This window comes from Hominimerdicola alba, from assembly GCF_900112155.1.
Classification (GTDB): Bacteria; Bacillota; Clostridia; order Oscillospirales; family Ruminococcaceae; genus Hominimerdicola; species Hominimerdicola alba_D.
Genome location: NZ_FOKQ01000018.1, coordinates 14,380 through 34,975, shown reverse-complemented (window position 1 = coordinate 34,975; position 20,596 = coordinate 14,380). Strand labels below are relative to the sequence as shown.

Below are 20,596 nucleotides of genomic sequence, written 5' to 3'. Positions count from 1 at the left end.
GAAAGGAGAAAACCATGCATCTGTTCATTTCCGACCTCGACGGTACTCTGCTCGATAAAAATGCCGAGCTGCCTGCCGAGACAGCAGCCGACCTCAACGAACTTATCTCCCGGGGTATGTCGTTTACTGTAGCAACAGCCCGCAGTCCCGCTTCTGTGGGCATAATACTCAAAGACCTGGACCTCAGGATACCGCTGATACTTATGAATGGCGTACTGATATCCGACCCTGTAAAAAAAGCGTTCGATGTAGTAAACAAGCTTAGCGATGCCGCTGTGGCAAAGGTGCTGAAACTCCGCCTTGAACTGAATCTGGCGCCCTTCATGTACCGTATGCAGGATAATGTCATGACCACTGCTTATGACAATCTTATCAACAATACCATGCATGAGTTTTATGAGGAAAGAGTACAAAGATACGGCAAGAATTTCTGCAATACGGACAGGCTCGAAAATCTTGCAGATGATGTGATTTACTTCTGCTTCATCGACTGCCGCGAAAAGCTTCAGCCGATGTATGATGCGCTGAAAGACGAAAGCGATATAAAGCTTGCATACTACCCCGATATCTACGGCGAAGAGTGGTATCTGGAAGTTTTCAGCGCAAACGCTTCAAAGGAAGCCGGCGTGCGGTATCTCCGCGAAAAGCTGGGATGTACAAAGATAACGGCTTTCGGTGACAACCTTAATGACCTGCCCATGTTCGATGCGGCAGACGAAAAAATAGCTGTCGGCAACGCGACACCTCAGCTGAAAACAGCGGCTGACAAGATAATAGGCGCTAACACCGAGAACGGTGTGGCAAAGTATCTCAAGGAGGTTTTCAATGGCTAGGATGTACCCCCTCTTCTCATCCAGCAGCGGAAACTGCACTTACATAGGGGACGAAAAGGCAGGCATACTCGTGGATGCTGGAGTGAGCTGCAAGAAGATATGCACGGCTCTGGGTAATGCGGGTATAGATACCTCTGCTGTTCGGGCGGTGCTTGTCACACACACTCACACCGACCATATCGCAGGGCTGAAAGTTCTGACGAAGAAGCTGAAAGTGCCTGTTTACTCCCTTTCGGGCAATCTTGAAATTCTGGCATCGAATGACAAGGTCTGTGAGGGCTGCAGGCTGGAAGAGCTTGATGAAAACACCGTAGATATAAGCGGTTTCGGGGTCACGGCTTTCAGGACACCCCATGACACTCCCGTAAGCTGCGGTTACAGGATAACTGTTCCCGGCGGGACTGACTGTGCTGTCTGCACCGATCTTGGTACGGTGACGGATGATATTCATGAACAGCTTGCAAAGTGCAGGCTGGTACTTCTGGAATCGAATTACGACCCGAAGATGCTGAGGTACGGACCATATCCCCCTGACTTACAGGCTAGGATAGTTTCCGAGCGGGGACATCTTTCAAATGGCGACTGCGGTCGTGAGTTGGTTCGTCTTGTCAAGGCGGGAGTTTACAGCTTTGTGCTGGGGCACATAAGTCAGCACAACAACACGCCAACGCTGGCGGAAAACAGTGCTGTCAAGGCGCTTTGCGGCTATGTGCGGGGAGAGGATTATCTTCTGGCGGCGGCAAAGCCCGAGGGCACGGGAAGGGCGGTGGTCTTTTAATGCTGAGAGTGAATCTTATAACTGTGGGCAAGCTGAAAGAAAAGTACTGGCGTGACGCGGCGGCTGAGTACGTGAAACGTCTTGGGGCTTTCTGCAAGATCGAGATAGTGGAGCTGAACGAGTATCGGCTTTCAGATGACCCCTCTGCCAAGGAGATAGAGGCGGCGCTGGAAAGCGAAGCGGCTTCCATGGAAAAGTACCTGAATGCCAACGGCGCGTATAACATCGCCATGTGCATCGAGGGCAAACAGCTGACCAGCGAAGAACTTTCATCGGCTATGTCAGACTGCGGCACCCGCGGTTATTCCACGCTGAATTTCATCATCGGGTCCTCATTTGGCATCGCGCCATCGGTAAAACAGCGGGCAGACATGAAGCTTTCAATGTCGAAGATGACATTCCCCCATCAGCTTGCCAGGATACTTCTGCTGGAACAGGTATACAGGGGTTTTCAGATAGCCAAGGGCTCGAAATACCACAAATGAATTCATAATTCATAGCAATAAAAGCGCAGCGTTATTGCGTTCATTAATTCATAATTATTGTCAGGGTCGAGAGAACGGCTTCTGCTTCTACAAAACAGCCCTTAATATTTAGACTAAAAGAAAAGACACTTTCGTTTGGTGCGAAAGTGTCTTTTGTCTATTTAAGAGAGGATAATGCCTTTTTTCAGGAGTTCCTTGCCCAGTTTTTTCTTGCGGCGGGCGAGGATATTTTCAACTTTTTTGGGCTTTAAGTTACGCATATCGGCGATATCCTTTACGGCGAGACGGAAGTAGTATCTGTCTATAAATATTTCGCGGTCGGGAGAGGGCATCTCGCGGATAGTTTCGGCGATGATGCGCATATTCTCCTTTTTTGCGGCTTCGTCCTCGTAGTCGATATCGATTCCGAGGTCGTTTTCTTTTTCGGAGATATCGTCGGTAGCGGCATGGCGGGCGGTGCTTCGGCGCTTGTCCTCGGCACAGCATTTCGCCAGCATACTTATGTAGCCTTTAAGGCTTCGTTTTTCGGTATCTATGGAAGACCTGTTGCGCCACACCTTGAAGAAGGTATCCTGCACAGCTTCCTCAACATCGGCGCTGCCCCTGACCGACTGGGAGATTATGAAGCTCACGAGGGTCTTGTATTTTGCCATCAGCGCATCAAGTGCTGAGGAATCATTTTGCTGCATGAGCGTTAGTATCTCTTCATCGGTCATGGTGTCACCGCCTTTCTTTTTTGTTTTTTATGATATTATTTTACAGGTATAACGGCTGAACCAAGATGGATAGCTGTAACACTGTCGGCATCAAAGGGATAGTCAAGGCTATTGAATGTGATGGTCAAAGTGCCGTCATCGAGCTCTCGTGTGGCAACAGCGTTGAAATCAAGATTTTTAATAGTGCCGTCTGCATATTCAAGCTTAACAAAGTGGTAGTCACGGTCAGGGTCGTATTCACAGCCCAGTTCTGTTCCATATTCCAGTTTGCCTGCAGCCTCTAATTCAGCCACATATTCATCACTGTGGAATACTGTAGCTATCTCTTCGCCAAAGAAGAACGAATCAAAATTGTTCAGCTCCGTATTGAGAGTAAAATTGAATGCCAGATTATAATTCGAGTAATCAACGGAATTTATCGTATAATCGATATCAACGTTACCCTGTTCGGGATATAGAGCGCGCTGTATATTCCACTTTCCGTCTGCATTCGCGGAGATATGGTGGTCATATACATATTCAGGATCGAACTCGATATCCTCGCCCAGTGTGAATTCGGCTAAATATTTATCAGCAACAGTCACGCCGAGTTTTTCGCCAAGTTTTGCATGATCATAGGCATCTCCCTTAGACAGATCGATATGAGCAGTGTATATTGCGACATCTTCTCCACGCCAAGACAGTTTAGTATCATTGGTATAATAGCTATATTCGCCGACAAAGAATCCAGAGCTCAGAACAACGTCATCAAGTAAGTCTGCGTCATCTGACTTTATTAAATAATCTATCTCATAGAACGGATAGGATACCCTTACATCAGCAACCCTGATATCAACATCGGGGATTCCAACGAACTTCGATTCACCGGTTACATATAAACCCTGTATATAACCGCCGCCGCTTAACTCCTCGCATTCCTCGGAATCCATAATGGTTATACGATCCTTTACAAGGTCATAGTCCCTTCCGTGATCTTCATACCAGAGACGGATATATTTTTCGTTATTCGCTTTTGTGTAATCTTCGTCATCTGTCGATATTGCATCGGTAACTTCGGTGCAATCCTCTGCATCCGTAGTGACGGTGCTGTCATTGGACACACCGGGTTCGGGGATATCGTTGCCCCTGTAATGCATCGCACCAGCCACGGCTACAGCCGCACAGGCTGCTATGGCTACGGCTGCCGGGGCTTTGTTCTTTATTTTAGCTTTGTTGTTCTGCACATTGGTTTTTATTCTATTTTCTTCGCTGATATTCATATCAAGACCTCCCGTCATCTCATCAAGGGGGATGTCCTTTAGAAGCTCTGTTAAATTTTTCATTAGGTATCCTCCTTTTCTTAGTTCTGAAAGATCTTTCATATACATATACGTGAGAAAAAATAAAACCACTCACTTTTTCTAAAAAAATTTTTTGACTATCCCTTTCCCACACCACGCCATAGTGATATATAACAAGAAAACATTGTGTCGATGATATCCTCACCCCCCGCCTACGGCGGGGGGTAAGGATATCCGCCAAGTATTTCAAGTTCCGAAATAACACAAATAAATTTGATATGTTAGCGGGATAACCATAAAATATTTTTTCAAGAAAAAAGCGTGTACCCGCATAAACGGATACACGCATAACGAACAAAATTAGTTGCCGTACTTAGCGGTATTTACTCTGATACCAACGCCCATAGTAGAAGCAACAGTGATGCTCTTCAGATACTGACCCTTTGCAGCTGCAGGCTTAGCCTTAACTACTGCATCAACGAGAGTATTGAAGTTCTGCTCCAGCTTCTCTACGCCGAAGGAAGCCTTACCGATGGGGCAGTGAATGATGTTGGTCTTGTCGAGTCTGTACTCGATCTTACCAGCCTTAGCATCAGTTACAGCCTTTGCAACATCGGGAGTAACAGTACCAGCCTTGGGGTTAGGCATCAGACCACGGGGACCGAGGACCTTACCGAGTCTACCAACAACGCCCATCATATCGGGAGAAGCGATAACTACGTCGAAATCCATCCAGTTTTCCTTAGTGATCTTATCAACGAACTCCATGCCGCCTGCATACTCAGCGCCAGCTGCCTTTGCAGCCTCGATCTTGTCTTCCTTGCAGAATACCAGAACTCTTACCTTCTTACCGGTACCGTTAGGGAGAACAACAGCGCCTCTAACCTGCTGGTCAGCGTGTCTGGAGTCAACGCCCAGACGGATGTGGAGCTCGATGGTCTCATCGAACTTAGCCTTTGCATTGTTAGCAGCCAGCTCAAGAGCCTCAACTGCATCGTACTGCTTAGCCTTGTCAACTACCTTAGCAGCGTCAACATACTTCTTTCCGTGCTTCATTCTTTATTCCTCCCCTCAGTCCTCAACTACAACGCCCATAGATCTGCAGGTACCTGCGATCATGCTCATTGCAGTGTCGATGTTAGCTGCGTTGAGGTCGGGCATCTTCTGCTCAGCGATCTGTCTAACCTGATCCTTGGTGATAGTTGCAACCTTGGTCTTGTTAGGAACGCCGGAACCGGACTCGATCTTGCAAGCCTTCTTGATCAGAACTGCTGCAGGAGGAGTCTTGGTGATGAATGTGAATGATCTGTCAGCATAAACAGTGATTACAACAGGGATGATCAGACCGATATCGTTCTTGGTTCTCTCGTTGAAATCCTTTGTGAATGCCATAATGTTAACGCCGTGCTGACCCAGTGCAGGACCAACAGGGGGAGCAGGAGTTGCCTTTCCTGCGGGGATCTGAAGCTTGATATAGCCTACTACCTTCTGTGCCATTATATTGCACCTCCATAATTAAGTGGTAAGGCGAGCCTTGCGGCTCTCCCACGTTTCCGGAAGCTTAACTTCCTCATGCTTACTTGCGGGGGATCTCACCCCAAGCTGTTAATTATCAGTCCTCTTTCCTCAGCTGAGTGAGGGGCAGTGTTACTGATGTTTCTCTGCCGAACATAGACACTGTTACATCTGCCGCAGCATTTTCAAGGTCAAGTGCGGAAACTGTACCGCTCATGCCGTCGAAGGAACCGCCGACCATGATAACATCGTCACCAACTGCGATATCCGTTCTGACTGTCTGCGTGCCCGTATCAACGCCGAGAGCCTCAACTTCCCTGTCGGAAAGGGGCACGGGCTTGCTTCCGGGACCTACAAATCCTGTAACGCCTCTGGTATTCCTTACTATATACCAGCTGTCATCTGTAAGGACCATCTTCACCAGCACATAGCTGGGGAACAGCTTCTTTTCTGCTTCAACGGTCTTTTCGCCCTTTATCTCAGTGACGGTCTCCATAGGGATCCTCACTTCAGGGATAAGATCGTGGAGCTTACGGTTTTCAACGACCTTTTCAATATTCTGGGCTACCTTATTCTCATAGCCGGAATAGGTGTGTACTACATACCACTTTGCTTCTTCTGCCATGCTTAAACCTCCATATTGATGTCGTTCATACCGTCACAGGCATTTAGCCTGTACCCAGACTGATCAGCTTGCTTATAGCATAGCTCAGTCCAGTATCGACTGCGAAAAGGAACAGACCTACTACTGACATTACTACAAGTACAACACCCGTATTGTTAACGACCTGCTGTCTTGTGGGCCATACGACCTTTTTCAGTTCAGCGCGAAGCTCTTTGAAATACTTACCGAGTCCGCCCTTCTTCTTTTCCTCTTTCGCGTCCTTCTTTTTAGACTTTGTGTCCTTAGCGTCCTTAGCCATAGCTAACTCCTTTCAGAATCACTTAGTCTCTTTGTGAAGAGTGTGCTTCTTGCAGAACTTGCAGTACTTATTCATCTCAAGTCTGTCAGGGTCATTCTTCTTGTTCTTCTTGGTGTTGTAGTTTCTCTGCTTGCACTCTGTGCACGCGAGTGTGATCTTAACTCTCATTTCGGCACCTCCTGACGAAATTTATACCCCTCAAAGAACGGTTGGGGTACGTCTTTGCCTCCCTCATGCGCATTTAAGCGCAAATGCCGCACCTTACGGCATTCTGAGGTAACTTATGATTTTCTGCCTCCGTTTTTTTCGGCGCAAAAAAATAGACCTCATAAAGAGGTACACATATTATAACATATAGTGGGTGCGTTGTCAAGTGTCACGCAGGATATTATGTAAAAAAAATGTAAATTCTAGCTTTCTTTTTTTACAAAAGTGTTCCTAATATAAATAAGAATTTGTTAAATTGAAATCCACCAGCACACGCCATATTTGTCAATAATGGTAGCACAGCATTTACTCCATGGAAGTTCTCCGATAGGTTTGATAATTACACCGCCGTCGCTCAAAACTTGAAAAGCATTATAAACGGCTCCTTCAGTTCCCATTTCAAAAACGTTAAAAGTCATGGTTTCCCACTTATATTTATGTACTACATCTATATCACAAGGATTTTTCGCTTCCGCCAATGCCAAAAAACCTTCCCCGTTTACAGATAACTCGCAGTGTTCATAAGCTGTGTTATCCTCGTTCATAAATTTACGAGTTATTTCTGCGCCAAAAGCTTTACAGTATGTTTCAGCTGCTTCAAAACTGTTTTTTACATATACTTGTGTATAATTCTTCATCGCGACCTCCGCAAATCCCGTTTATCTTATCTACAACACAAAAGTAAAAAGGGACAATTATAATTTTCTTGTGGATAACCCCTGCGTATCTGCGCGGTTTTAACACCACGAAATAATTTTGTAAAGTTTTTTATGATTGTCATTTAACTATCACATTTGCGGGTATAATGAATATTGTCAGATGACGTACAGCAGATCCTGTAATACATTATATTACAGACCGACCAGTTTGTCAAGGAGGGCGTTTGATTGAACGGATATAACGGCGGCGGATATCCGCCTTATGATGATAACAGAACACCCTCGGTTCAGCAGCCCTATGTGAACCGCGAGAGCTTCGGCGAGCCGCAGAATTACGTTCCTCAGGGTATGGCGCACGAGTACTCCTATGAACCCACGGGCAAGAAAGGTTCTGCGGGCAAAAAGATACTCACTGCTTTTGTGGCGGTGCTGGGTGTTGGTGCGATAGCTGTAACTTCCATTGTGGGTTACAGGATAGTCACTGACAGGGACGGCGTCTTTCCTGCTGACCGAAATGATGCAGCCGGCAAGGAAGTTGCTGACACAGAGCGTATCGATCCTTCGGCCGCTTCTGTCAACAGGAGCAATCTTCCTACGCTGGAACAGCTGGCGGCACCCGAAGATGCTATGAAGATACCTGACATCATAAGCAAACTGTCACCCTCTGTAGTCGGCATAAGCTGCATCACAGAGATGGGCATTGCTACAGGTTCGGGTATAATCCTCAGCGAAGACGGATACATCATCACCAATGCACACGTTATCAAGGACGCGCAGTCTATATCGGTTGTGCTTCCCCCTTATTACGGAAACGGCGATGAGAATCAGGACGAGCTGACTTACACCGCGGTGAATGTTGGTAAAGATACCCAGACAGATCTGGCGGTGCTGAAGATCGAAAAGAACGATCTTGTTAAGGCTGAGATAGGAAAATCTGCAGATGTACAGGTTGGCGAGCTTGCGATAGTTATAGGAAATCCCCTTGGACTTGACCTGGCTAACACCGCTACTTCGGGAATAATCTCGGCTAAGGACAGGACGATAACTGTTGAAGATATAACCATGAAGGTATTTCAGACCGACGCTTCCATAAACGGAGGTAACTCCGGCGGTGCGCTGATAAATGCTTACGGGCAGGTAGTGGGGATAACCTCCGCTAAGGTGGCATCAGCGGAAGTTGAAGGTCTTGGATTCGCCATACCGATAGATGACGCACTGCCTATAGTCAGTGACCTTATGAGTTACGGCTATGTAACAGGCAGACCCAGCCTTGGTATCACAGGCGCTGATGTTAAATCCGCTTACTCCACTTACTACGGCATACCTCAGGGATTCCTGGTAAAGACGGTAACTGAGGGCAGCGGCGCACAGGCTGCGGGTCTTAAAGAGAACGACATCATCATCGCTATCGATGATACTATAATAAACGGCATAGTTCAGCTGAACGATGTCAAGAACAAGCATAAACCCGGCGACACGGTGACACTGACAGTCTACCGAAGCAGCCGAAAGATAAATATAGACGTTGTACTTGACGAAGCTACAGGCGAAACGGTGGTCACCGAAAACAACGACACCCGCCGCAATGACTACTACAACAATTACAACGACTATGACGATTACTACTATGACCCTTTCAGTTTTTTCGGAGGGTTCTGACAAAGCATTCTTCTAATCATTTTTCATATTCTTTACTTCCGGGAAAGGGCTGCACTAACGTGCGGCTCTTTTCTTCTTCATTTTACACAAAAGAAAGAACAGCTGACCATCAGATCAGCTGTCCTTTCGGGTTTACGATATTACAAAAGGTCATGTAGGTATCTCAAACCAGAATGTAGTGCCCTTGCCCTCTTCCGAGCGGACACCGAAAGGGAAATCGTGGCATTTCAGTATCTCCTTGCATATAGCAAGTCCAAGACCTGTGCCTACAACATCGCGCTTGACTTTGGCATCGCGGTAATACCTGTCGAATACCTTAGGCAGGAGTTCTTTTGCTATGCCCTTGCCGTTGTCGGAGACTTCGATGCGCACGGATTTTTCGGAATTTATCTGCTTGATGCGAATCACCTTATGATCCCCTGTGTAGTTTATCGCGTTGTTTATGAAGTTGTAGATGACCTGATCCAGTTTATCGGGGTCGGCATCTATCTGCCTGTCCTCATCGGGTTCGTACTTCATATCGTAGCCGTTCTGTTCAATGACGAGCTGATACCTCGTCATGCAGTCGTTTATCTTATCGACTATCGAGAACTTGCGGCGGTTGAGTTCCATATTTCCGCTTTCCAGCTTTGAAAGCTCCAGAAGATTGTTAACGAGGTTCGATAACCTGTCAGCTTCATCGATTATGACCTGAACGTGTTCAGCCCTTTTTACGGGGTTATCTCCTGAAAGGTCGCGTATCATCTCGGCATAGGCTTTCACCATTGTGAGAGGTGTACGAAGGTCGTGGGAGATATTGGCTATCAGGTCTTTTCTCAGGTCGCTGACCTTGCGTATCTCGTTTTTGGCATCGTTAAGGACTTCTGCCAGCTTCTCGGCTTCCTTATAGCCCTTGCCCTTGAATTCAACATCGAAATCGCCCTCGCCGAAGCGCTTAGCGGTCTTGGTGATACTGACTATGGGTCGGCTGAGCCTCATGGCGGCTAATGTGCCGACTATTATGGCAAGCTCAAAGAGGATTATGGAAATGAACATCAGCTGTTCCCTGATTATTTTCACCGTGGAATCTATAGGCTCGATGGTGGATTCGATGAACAGGTAAGCCTGATCCTCCGAATCATCAGTATAGATCTTGGCACAGTATATCATTTCCTTGACATTGAGATCGTCATTATCAAAGGTGACGGTATAGCAGTTATCCGATGCCTTTTCAAGAGCACTTTTCAGCTCGAATATATACATCGAATAATGGTTCTCGATATCATCGAAGAGCTTTGAATAGGAGCCCAGATTGTTCTCGGAGGTCAGGGGATTTCCATCAACGTCGGTTATGACTATGCACATACTGTTCTCGTAGGCAACAGTCCTGTTGATATGACCCTGCTCCTCGGTGCCGTATGCCTGTATGATGCGGTTAGCCTCGCGGCTTATGTTGTTGACTTTCGCAGACTTGTAGTAGTTGTACAAGAAAACGTACTGTCCCAGCCACAGCACCACAAGTATCACTATGGCAAAGAGCACGAAGTATATCCAGACAAAGGTCTGCATACTGCGCTTGCCCTTGCGGATATCCCTTACGGTTTTCCGCAGCCCTGCAGGCTTTTTACTGGATCTTTTCAAACTTATACCCCATTCCTCTCAGGGTAACGATAAGGTTGCGGTATGGTCCGAGAGAGTTTCTCAGCATTTTTATGTGAGTATCGATAGTTCTGTCATCGCCGTAGAAATCAAAACCCCATACTTCTTCAAGAAGCTTTTCTCTCGAAAGGGCGATATTCATATTTCTTACAAGATAGAAGAGAAGATCGTACTCCTTTGGGGTCATTGAGACCTTTTCGCCGTCTATCTTCACTTCCCTTGCGGTGAAGTTTATCTCAAGTCCCTGATACTTTATGATATCCTCGGTAGTGCGGGAAGCTTTTGCGCGGTTAAGGACCGCCCTGACTCTCGCCATGAGTTCCTTGGGCGAAAAAGGCTTGACCATATAGTCATCGATTCCTATCTCAAAGCCGAAAAGCTTATCGTACTCCTCGCCCCTTGCGGAGAGCATTATCACGGGTATCTTCTTGATCTTCTGTATCTCCTTGCAGGCGGAATATCCGTCAAGTCGGGGCATCATGATATCCATTATGATGATATCGAAATCATCATTCTTTACCATTTCAACAGCTTCCATGCCGTCTGCTGCTTCGGCTACTTCATAGCCCTCAAATTCAGCGTACTCCTTGATGATGGTACGTATCTTCGCCTCATCGTCAACTGCCAGTATCTTTGCCATCAGTTGTCAGCTCCTTTTCAGAGGTCCGCAAAGAGCGGACATTATTTCCTAAAAATATGATAATCCTGTAATGTGTATTCTGCGTGACCGAACATTGTTAACGGCATAATAATTATTGTCCGCCGCCTATTATGCGCGGTGCGATATAGCGCCTTATCTCCTGAAATTTTCCGTTCTCAAAGGGGTAAGGTCTGCCGTCTTCCTGTATAAAAGCGCGGGTCTTGCTTTTAAAGCTGTATTCTCCCGACTTTGCGGTTATTTTGAGAGTTTCGAGATAATACGGCACTTCCCTGAGCATGAGAGTTTCAACAAACTCATGGCTGACCTCGGCTTTTTCGATATCCTGATAGAGGAAAACGTACTTTTTACACCACACGTCTACCCGTAGGGCATCTTCATCTGCGCTTATAACGCAGGGCACCCGCGCCGCCAGATGCAGAGAGATTATATGCAGTATCAATGCCAGTCCCAGAGTGATAAGTCCTGCAAAAGTGGAATTCAGCGAAAACGCCGCAATGACAGGCAGGATCACTATCGCAGCCGCTCCTGCGACCGCAACAGTCATATAATATGCACTTTTAAACGTAAACCTCTTTTTCATAACATATCCCTGCCAATTGTTTAAAAATCGCCCCCGCTTTCAAAGCAGGGGCGATAAGCTGTCATTGAACTTGACTTTCATAGCCTTCGTCGTAGTACGTGCTGTCTTCGCTTTCAGCATCAGTTTCGGTGCCGCCGTTAGGGTCATCCACTGTGACGCCCATTTCTTCGGCGAGCTGCTGCTGTGAAACACCGTCGGGTGCATCATCATAGTTCGATGTTACCCCTAAGTATTCCTCCAAACACAATCCCTTTGATGTGATCTCTTTTGCAATATCAACACCTACGTACCTTATGTGCCATGACTCATACTCATACCCCGTAATAGCCTCTTTTCCCTTTGGGAAACGTATAATGAAACCGTAATCCGCGCAGTGTGCCGCAAGCCATCTGGCTTCGGCGGTATCACTGAATGAGAAGTCCGTTGAATTGACATCAAAGCACAGTCCCGACTGATGCTCGGAATATCCGGGACGGGAAGATACCCTGTCTGCCTCGGCTATTCCCCTGCTCAGCGCATAGTTGTAATACAGCATATACTGCTCATCATAGCTGCGGTATCCCGAATTTACGTAGAGATACAGCCCGTCATTGAAGGCTGCCGCCGTCATATCATCGAATGCCGCCTGAGCTGCTGTACTTATGCCCGGTGCATAATCATGTGGCAGAGGGTAGGTCTTGTTGACTATGAGTATACCGTCAACATAGGTAAGTCCATCCACATTCTGTATCTTATGTCCGACCTCAGGCTGTTCGTCCTGCGAACTGTCTGTATCTTCTTCATACACTATCTGCTTCTCGACCTTGCTTTCCGTCGCTTTAGCTTTTGCCTGCTTTTCATCACGCTTTTTGCGGTAAGATGCATAGCAGCCCCTGCACAGTATGAACACAAGGACTACAGCTACTATCAGAGCCAGGGTGCGGTTGCGCTTTATGCGTCTGCGCTCGGCTGCACGTCGTCTGTCCCTGATACGCTGCCTTATCATCTCCTCGCGGGCTTTTTCCTCGGGAGAAAGTTCATACCTTGACAGGTCATAGTTATCTATGATAGATTCCGGTCCTTTAACAGCACGCTCCTCCTCGGGAACGTTTCTGTTATCATTTTCGATCATATCTTCCTCACTGTTTCCGCTGCCCAAAAGGGTACTTGCCGGTGCAGCGTTCTCCATGCACTTCATTTTACTTCATTATTTTAACATACCAAATAAAAAAAATCAAGTCGAAAGCTGTAAATGGCGAGGTATTTTGATATTTATTTGTGGTTTATTCACAAACCGTCAACATAAATTGTTGATAATCACCCGATTTTTCCAGATACTGCCAGTTCAACCACCTTATAAGCGCCGTCATAGATACCTGCATTTTTCGCGGTGATGATATTAGCGCACATTTTTTCGATGATATCGCCGTTATGCTGGATAAGCTTCATCATGCCGCAGGTCTCGGCAGGAGTTGAACATTCGTAGGTGCCGTCGCCAACCTCCGCCGCACGGATAGCGCCCCAGGCTTCATGACCGCCCACACGCTTTATCATCAGCTTGGGTATGGGATAGAAAGCAAGCTCGCTGGGCTTGGTGATGAGCACATCTGAACAGCGCATGAGAAGATTTGTGGAATATACCGCCGCAAATATATCACTGTGGCAGAATGCGTGTATGCCGAATACTTCACCGTCTATCGCCTGATTTGCAAACTCGGAAGTTTCGGAAAAATCGTTGAAATGCTCGGTAACGAAGGGCATCATATGGGGCATTTCGGTCTTCAGCTGTTCCCAGACCTTTTTATGGTCGCCCACATTTATAAAGAGAGTGGCTTTCGCCTTTTTGATATCGGGGAGCATTCTTCTTATCATGGATACGAAGATCTCTTTCTGAGCCCCTGCGCCGCCTACGGACATAAGCCAGCGTACAGCCTTGCCTTTCTGAACCCTTTCGATGCGCTTGCCGCAGTCGTATTCGATATTGCTCACAAGTTCGTGGTCGATGTACTGACCTGTATACACTACGGAATCCTTGGGCATGGGCTTGAGTATGCGGTGCTTATCCATGCCGCGGAGCGCGCGGTATCCCAGATAGGCTGATGGCGTCTGAACGGTATGCACAGCGCCCTCGGAGAGGTGCAGCGCCATAGGCCAGTTATCGGGTATAGCGTTTACCACATGAGTGAGCCCTGCGTGTATCGCCGCCTGCGATGGCCATACATGGGTTGCTACATAGGGGATATCCTTGGGCAAGTCGCGGAAAACAGGGGTCATCAGCTCGGCTGTCTTCTGGTCGGAGCAGTTGTAGGTCAGCTGGCGGAAGCCCTCGCTGTTCAGGGGTTCCCACAGAAGCTTATTAAATAGTACCGACTTCTGGGATATCCGTGAGCCCAGAGAATAAAGCTGATTCTGACCCGCTATGACCTTGCCGCAGGTGGTATCGCTGAAAGAACAGAGATCGAACCAATAAGGGTCATACCCCATGGAGCGGGCGGAGGAAGCTATCGCCATAGAAATGCGGTAGTGACCGAAGCCCATCCTGATATTGCCGATGACAAGGCTCTTGTCATTGAACTCAACACCTGTCTTGCCCGATATTTTTAGCTCCCGAACACCTAAAGGCTCTCCTATGGCAGGGGCGGGTGCGGCGGTGAGATGGTACACCCTGTCCATATCACTGCCGTACTTTTTAATGAACTTCTCCTTGCCCTTGACTGCTTTTCTGTATGCCGATGCAGACATCTGATTGCCGAATATGACTTTTGATCTTTCCATAGCTGTACCTCCATTGTGCGGTCTGCGGGGACACGGCAGGATCTGTTATTGCCGTTTTCCCGAACTTAAACGTTTCACGATTGTGCCTGTTGCAGAAAAATGTGTCGTAAATTTTAATATTTTCAAGAACCTCTTGACAAATGTCGGTTTGTGTGATAGACTATCTATCAGTTGATAGTAAGTCTATCACATTTAAGGAGGTTTGTCAAGTGGGTAATGAGATTTGTTCCGATTTTTCAAGAAAAAATTTAAAAGTCCAGCGCACTGACCGCGCAGTTCTCACTGCCGCACAGCTTTTTCTCGAGCACGGCATTGAAGAGATAAAGATGACAGACATAGCAGATGCAAGCGGGGTGGGCGTGGCTACCCTCTACCGTTATTTTGGCACAAAGCCCCGTATGGTGACGGAGGTAATGACATATCTCTGGGACGAGATAAACGAGCTTTTTGCAGGGGTGTTCGATTCGAGAGAATTCATGCAGCAGCCCGGCATCAAGCAGATAAGCGACCTTATGCGTATGTATCTGGTTTTGTATGAGGCACACAGCGATTTCATGCGGCTTCTGGGCGAGTTCGATACATATATAGTAAGAGAGCAGATAGCCAAGGAAGACTTGCAGAAATACGAGAGTTCAATAATAAACTTTTATCCCGTACTGGTGAGGGCTTACGAAAAGGGTCTGAAAGACGGTACGGTTCGGCGGGTGGATAATTTTAAAATGTATTATCTGACCTATGCTCACGCGTTGCTGGAGCTTTGCAAGAAATTCGTCAAGGGTGAGCTTCTTCCATCGGACAGGAGCGAATACGCTCTGACAGAACTTGAACTGCTGATAGAATCGGGAGTAAGCTTTTTCAGCACAAAATAAGCAGAGCATATAGGTCATGCCGATAGGGGGCGCTGATATGGAGAACAAAAAGATAGCTTCTAACAAGATACTCTGGATATTCGCAGTCGGTCAGCTGGGGTGGTCAACTCTGGCGGGTATTATCACGAACTGGCTGGTAAAATTCTATGAACCTGACGAACTGCCCAAGGGTCACAGCTATTTCATCCCACAGGGCAGGATAGTGCTGGGACTTCTGACAGCGATGGGCGTTATCGCTGCGGCGGGACGAATTTTCGACGCTGTGACCGACCCTTACATTGCGGGTAAGTCCGACGGCTTCAAACATCGTCTGGGCAGGCGCATACCTTTCATGAGGGTAGCTGCCATACCTTTCGGCGTTATGACAGTGCTGATTTTCACATTGCCTTTCAAGGGGGAAAGCTACGGTAATTTCGGACTGCTGTTTTTGTTCTGTATGCTGTTCTACCTTTGCATGACAGCTTACTGTACACCTTACAACGCACTTATCCCCGAACTTGGCAGAACTCAGGAAACGAGGATAAATCTTTCGACTTATATTTCGGTGACTTACTTCTTCGGTTCGGGAATATCCTATCTTGTACCTAATATAGCGGGATTATTCTCGGGGGCTATGGGCTACACAAACAGTTTCAGGCTGACGGTCGGCATACTTTCGGCAGTGGCTGTGGTATGTATGTTGGTGCCCGCTTTCCTGATAGACGAGAACGCTTATGCTGATACCACACCTACCGAGGGCACTGCTTTCGGTTCCCTGATGGCTACTTTCAAGAACGGCGATTTCCGCACATTTGTGGCATCGGATATATTCTACTGGATAGGACTTACAATGTTCCAGACAGGACTTCCCTTTTATATAACCACACTGCTGGGACTTGCGGAGACCTGGGCTTTCCCCATGTTCGCGGCTATGACTTTCTTCTCGCTGCTGTGCTATGCGCCTGTAAACATCTTCGCGAAAAAGATGGGCAAGAAGAAGCTTATCGCTTTTGCGTTCATGTTCTTCTCGGTGACTTTCCTTGTGACTGCGCTGGCAGGCATACTGCCCATACCCGGTGTGGCTTACGGATTCATCATCGCGGCGCTGGCAGCTGTACCTATGGCTATACTGGGCATACTGCCCCAGGCTGTGGTTGCTGATATCTCGGAGGCTGACAAGATAGAAACAGGCGAGAGCCGTCAGGGTATGTTCTATGCAGCGAGAACTTTCGCTTTCAAAATGGGACAGTCGCTGGCTATGCTGCTGTTCACAAGTATCAAGACTATTAATTCGGATGTGCCTTCGGGCGAGAGCGGCTACGGTCTGGGTCTGAGGATAACCGCGATACTGGCCACTGTGCTTTGTCTTATCGGTGGATTCATATTCTTCCGATACAACGAAAAGGATGTTATCGCTAAGCTTGAAAGCACAGACAGGGAGGGCTGACGATGCTGAGGTTCAAACACATAAAATTCGCCTATATCACAGGCGGAAAGGTATATTCCGTTACCACTGACAAGACGGTAGAAAACCAGCGCGTCAAGCTGACGATCACGAACGAAGACGGTGTTATATCGGCTTCGGTAAGTTCGGTGACACCTATTGAACTGCTGAGACTTTCGGCGGAATTTGAGTACGATTTCAAAAGCGTAAGCCGTGTATATCTGAATGGATATCAGTCATGGACGGACAGTGTTGAACATCCGATAAACGGCAGGCTGCACGGCGTTGATCATATCCCGAAGCCTATTGCGGACAAGTACGCATTCTCGCAGTACGGCGATTACACATTCACAAAATACAGCCTGAAAAAGGGCGTTATGCACGGTTTCAGCTACGGATATATACGCAGTAACGATGTTTACGACTTTATAGGCTCACTGAACGAAGACTGCGGTTTCACAACTATCCGCACCGACTGCGCTGCAGGCAGAGTACTGGTTTTTAAAGAGTGCAGTGAACTGCATATCACGGACAGTTTTGAGGGGCTGAAGCTGTACATCGGCAGAGGCAGCGAGGACGAGGTCTTCGACAAGTGGTTCGGGCTGATGGGCATGGCAAAGCGGGATATCCCGCGTATACAGGGCTACACAAGCTGGTACAGGCATTATCAGGATATCAGCGAGGAGATACTCACGAAAGACCTTGAACAGAGCGATCTGGGGGCTGAGGATATCTTTCAGATAGACGATGGCTGGCAAACGGCTGTGGGCGACTGGCTGAGTATCGACGAGAAGAAATTCCCCAACGGCATAAAAGCTATGACCGACAAGATGGCTGAACTCGGCAAAGGCAAGGCGGGACTTTGGCTCGCACCTTTCGTATGCGAGGAGAAGTCGGAACTTTTCAAAAATCATAAGGACTGGCTGTTGAAAGACAAAAACGGCAAAGTCGTCAAGGGCGGAAGCAACTGGTCAGGGTTCTATGCACTGGATATATACAACGAGGATTTCCGCGCTTACCTTAAAGAAGTTTTCGATACTATTATAAATAAATGGGGTTTTGGCAGGCTGCTGAAACTGGATTTTCTGTACGCTGCCTGCATAGTCCCACGCAGAGACAAGACCCGCGGCATGGTCATGGCAGATGCTATGAAGCTTCTGCGGGAGCTGGCGGGTGATACGGAGATACTGAGCTGCGGCGTGCCACTGGCTTCGGCTTTCGGCAGAGTTGAGTATTGTCGGGTAGGCTGTGATGTCAGCCTTGACTGGGATGATAAGCCCTACATGAAACTGATGCACCGCGAAAGACCAAGCACAAGGAACTGCCTGCTGAACTCGGTATTCCGAAGACAGCTGGACGGCAGGGCATTCGGATGCGACCCCGATGTATATTTACTGCGTGACACCGAGACTACCATGACCTCGGCACAGCGGAGATGTCTGGCGGAGATAAATGCTTTGACAGGCAGTGTATGGTTCACCTCGGACAACGCCGAAGACTACGGCGACGAGCAGAAAAAAATGTACGAAAACGCATATGCACTTTTCGGATGCACAGTACTTTCAGCTGAGCTCAACGGAAAAGAGCTTGTATTGCAGATACTCCGCGGCGGCAAAAAGGAGCTTCTCAGATACGATTTAAAGGACATTCCAGATCTGCCTGTGAAAAAGCTTATGCCGTGACAATATTAATATAGCAATTCTTCACCTCCTAAATTTCTCGGTTAACCGCCCGCAGGTGCTATCCTTATGGATACATCTGCGGGCGGGATCATTTTGCTGAAAAGAAGACAAAAAAGGGTAAAATTCCAAAGCTCTCCTCTTTGGCAGTCCTCACACAATTCTTACATATTATGGAAATCCCGCTCTTTCTCTGGTAAATATGCATAAAACCCGCGGAACAATTTTGTTTGGTATTCTTTCGCCAAAAAACTCCCCCGCAGTTGACAGCGGCGGGAAAATGTTATATAATATAACAGTCGGTTTATTGGATAAAAGCATAAAAGCGTTAAAACGTTAATGCACTTGCCATGAACCGTCAAATATTTTAAGGAAGTGTTGGTTTTGGTATTAAGATGGATAATCCTTGTGGTGTACCTTATGCTGATGATAGGCATCGGCGTGTACTACCGCAAAAAAACGGCAAATGTTAATGACTTCGTCCTCGGCGGCAGAGGTCTGGGCCCCTGGTTCACAGCTTTTGCTTACGGTACTTCGTATTTCTCGGCGGTTATATTTGTCGGATATGCGGGAAAATTCGGCTGGGCTTACGGTGTGGCTTCAACTTGGGTCGGCATAGGCAACGCGATCATCGGTTCGCTGCTGGCTTGGCTGATACTCGGCAAGCGCACACGTACAATGACAAAGCATCTGGACGCTAAGACGATGCCTGAGTTCTTTGAACGCAGATACAACTCGAAGACCCTGAAGACAGTGTCGGCGCTGATAATTTTCATATTCCTTATCCCCTACACCGCATCTGTATACAACGGTCTTTCAAGACTGTTTGTAAAGAGTTTTGACATACCTTACGAGTTTTGCATCGCGGCTATGGCAGTATTCACGGCGATATACGTTATCATGGGCGGATACAAGGCTACTGCCCTCAACGATTTCATTCAGGGAATAATCATGCTGATAGGCATTGCGGCTGTTGTTGTGGCTGTGCTTAACGTAAACGGCGGTTTCTCGGGCTCGATGAAGGCTATGGGCGCTATCCCCGATGCAAACGGCAACACAGGCGTATTCAACTCGCTGATCGGTCCCGACCCCATAAACCTGATAGGTGTTGTAATACTTACATCTCTGGGTACATGGGGACTTCCTCAGATGGTACAGAAGTTCTACGCTATCAAGGATGACAAGGCTGTTGTTACAGGTACTGTTGTTTCCACCGTGTTTGCGGTAGTTGTTGCAGGTGGCTGTTATTTCCTCGGCGGCTTCGGCAGACTGTTCATGGAGAACGTTGACGGCGCACCCAAAGAGGGCTTTGATGCTATCGTTCCCTCGATGATGGAGGCTCTGCCCAGCGCACTTTTCGCACTTATAATCGTGCTGGTACTTTCGGCTTCGATGTCTACACTGTCTTCGCTGGTACTGACTTCCAGCTCGACACTGACTATCGACCTTATCAAGCCCCTTAAAAAGAACATGGACGAAAAGGAAGAAGTACGCATCATGCGTATATTCATCGCTGTGTTCCTGATGATATCCGTTGCTATCGCAGTATACTCTCTGCGCGGCGCTAAGCAGGATGCTATGATCATCTCTTCACTGATGGGCATAAGCTGGGGCGCACTGGCAGGCGCCTTCCTGGCACCTTTCATGTACGGTCTGTTCTGGAAGGGCGTTACCAAGGCGGCTGTTATGGCAAGCTTCATCTGCGGCGTAGGCATAACTGTTGTACACATGATGATCTACACCTTTGGTGTTATCCCCGATGCTCCCAAGACACTGGGTGGTCTGTCTCTGGCATCGCCTGTTAACGCGGGTGCTTTTGCGATGCTGTTCGGTCTGGTGGTAGTTCCTGTTGTGAGCCTTATCACAAAGTCTAATGACGAGGACAAGAAGGCTACAGAAGCAGCATTCGAGTGCTACACCAAGTAAGACGCTCTTGA

21 protein-coding genes are annotated in these 20,596 nt (G+C 47.6%); 8 read left to right on the top strand and 13 right to left on the bottom strand.

The window, feature by feature from the left end; genetic code table 11:
* Window positions 1-14 precede the first annotated feature (14 nt).
* Genes BM265_RS10985 through rlmH form a run of 3 tightly spaced genes read left to right on the top strand, consistent with a single transcriptional unit; the run spans window position 15 to window position 2,096 of the window.
* On the top strand, window positions 15-833 hold the full coding sequence (locus BM265_RS10985; RefSeq protein ID WP_074961771.1) for a Cof-type HAD-IIB family hydrolase: 819 nt from the start codon (window positions 15-17) through the stop codon (window positions 831-833).
* The gene (locus tag BM265_RS10980) at window positions 826-1,611 is read left to right on the top strand and encodes an MBL fold metallo-hydrolase (protein ID WP_074961770.1); all 786 of its coding nucleotides are present in this window, start codon (window positions 826-828) and stop codon (window positions 1,609-1,611) included. The genes BM265_RS10985 and BM265_RS10980 overlap by 8 nt, the downstream gene beginning before the upstream one ends.
* Window positions 1,611-2,096 carry a 23S rRNA (pseudouridine(1915)-N(3))-methyltransferase RlmH gene (gene rlmH, locus BM265_RS10975; RefSeq protein WP_074961769.1) on the top strand — a complete coding sequence of 162 codons (486 nt, stop codon included), beginning with the start codon at window positions 1,611-1,613 and terminating at the stop codon, window positions 2,094-2,096. The genes BM265_RS10980 and rlmH overlap by 1 nt, the downstream gene beginning before the upstream one ends.
* 161 nt (window positions 2,097-2,257) lie before the next feature.
* Here rlmH and BM265_RS10970 read toward each other — a convergent pair whose 3' ends face one another.
* The 8 genes from BM265_RS10970 to BM265_RS10935 all read right to left on the bottom strand — a co-directional run bounded on the left by BM265_RS10970 (window position 2,258) and on the right by BM265_RS10935 (window position 7,375).
* Window positions 2,258-2,812, bottom strand: a complete 555-nt coding sequence (locus BM265_RS10970) for an RNA polymerase sigma factor (RefSeq protein WP_074961768.1) — start codon at window positions 2,810-2,812, stop codon at window positions 2,258-2,260.
* Window positions 2,813-2,847: 35 nt separating this feature from the next.
* Complete coding sequence (locus BM265_RS10965; RefSeq protein WP_074961767.1) at window positions 2,848-4,134, bottom strand: hypothetical protein; 1,287 nt, start codon at window positions 4,132-4,134, stop codon at window positions 2,848-2,850.
* Between the two features lie 318 nt (window positions 4,135-4,452).
* Complete coding sequence (gene rplA / locus BM265_RS10960) at window positions 4,453-5,148, bottom strand: 50S ribosomal protein L1 (RefSeq protein WP_074832554.1); 696 nt, start codon at window positions 5,146-5,148, stop codon at window positions 4,453-4,455.
* A gap of 15 nt (window positions 5,149-5,163) precedes the next feature.
* Entirely contained in the window at window positions 5,164-5,589 is a 426-nt protein-coding gene (gene rplK / locus BM265_RS10955; protein ID WP_024857480.1) for a 50S ribosomal protein L11, read from the bottom strand.
* Between the two features lie 115 nt (window positions 5,590-5,704).
* A complete protein-coding gene (gene nusG / locus BM265_RS10950) occupies window positions 5,705-6,232 on the bottom strand; it encodes a transcription termination/antitermination protein NusG (RefSeq protein ID WP_074961766.1) in 528 nt (175 codons plus the stop codon).
* Window positions 6,233-6,275: 43 nt separating this feature from the next.
* The gene (gene secE, locus BM265_RS10945) at window positions 6,276-6,530 is read right to left on the bottom strand and encodes a preprotein translocase subunit SecE (protein WP_074961765.1); all 255 of its coding nucleotides are present in this window, start codon (window positions 6,528-6,530) and stop codon (window positions 6,276-6,278) included.
* Between the two features lie 18 nt (window positions 6,531-6,548).
* The gene (rpmG, locus tag BM265_RS10940; protein ID WP_002848320.1) at window positions 6,549-6,698 is read right to left on the bottom strand and encodes a 50S ribosomal protein L33; all 150 of its coding nucleotides are present in this window, start codon (window positions 6,696-6,698) and stop codon (window positions 6,549-6,551) included.
* Between the two features lie 290 nt (window positions 6,699-6,988).
* Window positions 6,989-7,375 (bottom strand): VOC family protein, encoded by a 387-nt coding sequence (locus BM265_RS10935; RefSeq protein ID WP_074961764.1) that lies wholly within the window; start codon window positions 7,373-7,375, stop codon window positions 6,989-6,991.
* A gap of 249 nt (window positions 7,376-7,624) precedes the next feature.
* Between BM265_RS10935 and BM265_RS10930 the strand changes: the two genes are divergently transcribed.
* A complete protein-coding gene (locus BM265_RS10930) occupies window positions 7,625-9,055 on the top strand; it encodes a S1C family serine protease (protein ID WP_074961763.1) in 1,431 nt (476 codons plus the stop codon).
* Window positions 9,056-9,205: 150 nt separating this feature from the next.
* Here BM265_RS10930 and BM265_RS10925 read toward each other — a convergent pair whose 3' ends face one another.
* The 5 genes from BM265_RS10925 to BM265_RS10905 all read right to left on the bottom strand — a co-directional run bounded on the left by BM265_RS10925 (window position 9,206) and on the right by BM265_RS10905 (window position 14,688).
* Window positions 9,206-10,675: a sensor histidine kinase gene (locus BM265_RS10925; protein ID WP_081358431.1), complete on the bottom strand. Its 1,470-nt coding sequence runs from the start codon at window positions 10,673-10,675 to the stop codon at window positions 9,206-9,208.
* Window positions 10,659-11,333 (bottom strand): response regulator, encoded by a 675-nt coding sequence (locus tag BM265_RS10920; protein ID WP_074961762.1) that lies wholly within the window; start codon window positions 11,331-11,333, stop codon window positions 10,659-10,661. Before BM265_RS10920 ends, BM265_RS10925 begins: the two co-directional genes overlap by 17 nt.
* Window positions 11,334-11,445: 112 nt before the next feature.
* A complete protein-coding gene (locus BM265_RS10915) occupies window positions 11,446-11,934 on the bottom strand; it encodes a hypothetical protein (RefSeq protein WP_074961761.1) in 489 nt (162 codons plus the stop codon).
* Between the two features lie 61 nt (window positions 11,935-11,995).
* A complete protein-coding gene (locus BM265_RS10910; protein ID WP_242940826.1) occupies window positions 11,996-13,111 on the bottom strand; it encodes a M15 family metallopeptidase in 1,116 nt (371 codons plus the stop codon).
* A 119-nt stretch (window positions 13,112-13,230) separates the two neighbouring features.
* Window positions 13,231-14,688 carry a DUF6937 domain-containing protein gene (locus BM265_RS10905; RefSeq protein WP_074961760.1) on the bottom strand — a complete coding sequence of 486 codons (1,458 nt, stop codon included), beginning with the start codon at window positions 14,686-14,688 and terminating at the stop codon, window positions 13,231-13,233.
* Between the two features lie 209 nt (window positions 14,689-14,897).
* Here BM265_RS10905 and BM265_RS10900 point away from each other — a divergent pair, with 209 nt between their 5' ends.
* From BM265_RS10900 to BM265_RS10885, 4 genes are all read left to right on the top strand, one after another.
* Window positions 14,898-15,557 (top strand): TetR/AcrR family transcriptional regulator, encoded by a 660-nt coding sequence (locus BM265_RS10900; protein WP_074961759.1) that lies wholly within the window; start codon window positions 14,898-14,900, stop codon window positions 15,555-15,557.
* 37 nt (window positions 15,558-15,594) lie between these two features.
* Window positions 15,595-16,983: an MFS transporter gene (locus BM265_RS10895; RefSeq protein ID WP_074961758.1), complete on the top strand. Its 1,389-nt coding sequence runs from the start codon at window positions 15,595-15,597 to the stop codon at window positions 16,981-16,983.
* Between the two features lie 2 nt (window positions 16,984-16,985).
* Window positions 16,986-18,662 carry a glycoside hydrolase family 36 protein gene (locus tag BM265_RS10890; RefSeq protein WP_074961757.1) on the top strand — a complete coding sequence of 559 codons (1,677 nt, stop codon included), beginning with the start codon at window positions 16,986-16,988 and terminating at the stop codon, window positions 18,660-18,662.
* 423 nt (window positions 18,663-19,085) lie between these two features.
* Window positions 19,086-20,585 (top strand): sodium:solute symporter family protein, encoded by a 1,500-nt coding sequence (locus tag BM265_RS10885; protein ID WP_431767991.1) that lies wholly within the window; start codon window positions 19,086-19,088, stop codon window positions 20,583-20,585.
* The last annotated feature ends 11 nt before the right edge of the window (window positions 20,586-20,596 follow it).

What these genes read in the sequence shown, in the direction of transcription:
- BM265_RS10985 (WP_074961771.1), top strand. Translation starts at nt 15, where the DNA reads ATGCATCTGTTCATTTCCGACCTCGACGGTACTCTGCTCGATAAAAAT.
- BM265_RS10970 (WP_074961768.1), bottom strand. Translation starts at nt 2,812, where the DNA reads ATGACCGATGAAGAGATACTAACGCTCATGCAGCAAAATGATTCCTCA.
- rplA (WP_074832554.1), bottom strand. Translation starts at nt 5,148, where the DNA reads ATGAAGCACGGAAAGAAGTATGTTGACGCTGCTAAGGTAGTTGACAAG.
- BM265_RS10910 (WP_242940826.1), bottom strand. Translation starts at nt 13,111, where the DNA reads ATGAAGTGCATGGAGAACGCTGCACCGGCAAGTACCCTTTTGGGCAGC.
- secE (WP_074961765.1), bottom strand. Translation starts at nt 6,530, where the DNA reads ATGGCTAAGGACGCTAAGGACACAAAGTCTAAAAAGAAGGACGCGAAA.
- BM265_RS10890 (WP_074961757.1), top strand. Translation starts at nt 16,986, where the DNA reads ATGCTGAGGTTCAAACACATAAAATTCGCCTATATCACAGGCGGAAAG.
- BM265_RS10920 (WP_074961762.1), bottom strand. Translation starts at nt 11,333, where the DNA reads ATGGCAAAGATACTGGCAGTTGACGATGAGGCGAAGATACGTACCATC.
- rpmG (WP_002848320.1), bottom strand. Translation starts at nt 6,698, where the DNA reads ATGAGAGTTAAGATCACACTCGCGTGCACAGAGTGCAAGCAGAGAAAC.
- nusG (WP_074961766.1), bottom strand. Translation starts at nt 6,232, where the DNA reads ATGGCAGAAGAAGCAAAGTGGTATGTAGTACACACCTATTCCGGCTAT.
- BM265_RS10895 (WP_074961758.1), top strand. Translation starts at nt 15,595, where the DNA reads ATGGAGAACAAAAAGATAGCTTCTAACAAGATACTCTGGATATTCGCA.
- BM265_RS10935 (WP_074961764.1), bottom strand. Translation starts at nt 7,375, where the DNA reads ATGAAGAATTATACACAAGTATATGTAAAAAACAGTTTTGAAGCAGCT.
- BM265_RS10905 (WP_074961760.1), bottom strand. Translation starts at nt 14,688, where the DNA reads ATGGAAAGATCAAAAGTCATATTCGGCAATCAGATGTCTGCATCGGCA.
- rplK (WP_024857480.1), bottom strand. Translation starts at nt 5,589, where the DNA reads ATGGCACAGAAGGTAGTAGGCTATATCAAGCTTCAGATCCCCGCAGGA.
- BM265_RS10915 (WP_074961761.1), bottom strand. Translation starts at nt 11,934, where the DNA reads ATGAAAAAGAGGTTTACGTTTAAAAGTGCATATTATATGACTGTTGCG.
- BM265_RS10965 (WP_074961767.1), bottom strand. Translation starts at nt 4,134, where the DNA reads ATGAAAAATTTAACAGAGCTTCTAAAGGACATCCCCCTTGATGAGATG.
- BM265_RS10885 (WP_431767991.1), top strand. Translation starts at nt 19,086, where the DNA reads ATGATAGGCATCGGCGTGTACTACCGCAAAAAAACGGCAAATGTTAAT.
- BM265_RS10980 (WP_074961770.1), top strand. Translation starts at nt 826, where the DNA reads ATGGCTAGGATGTACCCCCTCTTCTCATCCAGCAGCGGAAACTGCACT.
- rlmH (WP_074961769.1), top strand. Translation starts at nt 1,611, where the DNA reads ATGCTGAGAGTGAATCTTATAACTGTGGGCAAGCTGAAAGAAAAGTAC.